This window comes from Shewanella gaetbuli, assembly GCF_023284065.1.
Lineage (GTDB): Bacteria > Pseudomonadota > Gammaproteobacteria > Enterobacterales > Shewanellaceae > Shewanella > Shewanella gaetbuli.
On sequence record NZ_JAKIKP010000027.1, the window covers coordinates 1 to 977 of the forward strand.

At 42.4% G+C, this 977-nt stretch carries 2 tRNA genes and 2 rRNA genes; all 4 read right to left on the reverse strand.

What is annotated here, in order from left to right:
- Nucleotides 1-97 (reverse strand): 23S ribosomal RNA (locus L2672_RS17210); the annotation flags it as partial.
- 324 nt (nucleotides 98-421) lie between these two features.
- Nucleotides 422-497: transfer RNA gene (locus L2672_RS17215), tRNA-Ala, on the reverse strand.
- 141 nt (nucleotides 498-638) lie between these two features.
- A tRNA-Ile gene (locus tag L2672_RS17220) sits at nucleotides 639-715 on the reverse strand.
- Between the two features lie 199 nt (nucleotides 716-914).
- A 16S ribosomal RNA gene (locus tag L2672_RS17225) occupies nucleotides 915-977 on the reverse strand; the annotation flags it as partial.

A 977-nucleotide genomic window follows, 5' to 3' on the forward strand; every position in this document is an offset into this window, starting at 1 on the left:
GCTTGTTACTAGCTCGCCAACGCTTTTCGCAAGTTACTACGTCCTTCATCGCCTCTGACTGCCAAGGCATCCACCGTATACGCTTAGTCACTTAACCATACAACCCAAATGAGTTTCACTTGAGCTGTATTGCAACTAGCTGGTTTTTACTTTGATAATTCATGTGCTTTCACACACGAAATCGCCTTAGTTTTAGAATATTCAAGACACTTAAACAGTGTTTTGAGAACTCAATGCTCGATACGTCACCTTAAATAAAGTGCTGTATCGAACGATTTGTATCAATATGACGACAGACATCATCATATTAAATACTATCAGCTTTCCAAATTGTTAAAGAGCGGGCTTAAAAAAGCCAAAGATAAATTTAAACTTATCTTTGGCCTCTCTAACCAATGCATGCTTTCTCTTAGAGAAGTAATGGTGGAGCTATGCGGGATCGAACCGCAGACCTCCTGCGTGCAAGGCAGGCGCTCTCCCAGCTGAGCTATAGCCCCATTACATGCAGCGAGAAATTATCTAGGTACCAATTATTGACTCAACAATTGGCGAAGCCAAATCGAATTTTAACCAGTTAATTGACTGCGACGTTTAGTCTACTAAACGAGGTTTCAATTAATGCAGGTAAAATGAAGATTTGGTGGGTCAGAGTGGACTTGAACCACCGACCTCACCCTTATCAGGGGTGCGCTCTAACCAGCTGAGCTACAGACCCATTCTTTTTGGTCTTTTAATCGCTACTCTGCGTTGCTTTCGTCGTTCAGTCGTCATGTAGTAAACTACACATCCTCCTTCGCTCCTCAAGCGCCTTGATTAACAATCAAAATCCTCAAAAATACCTTTCGATATCTTTCTCTTTCTTCTATCAAGTAATCTGTGTGAACACTCAGCAAATATTGAGTTAGTCGTATAGGTAAGGAGGTGATCCAGCCCCAGGTTCCCCTAGGGCTACCTTGTTACGACTTCACCCCAGTCAT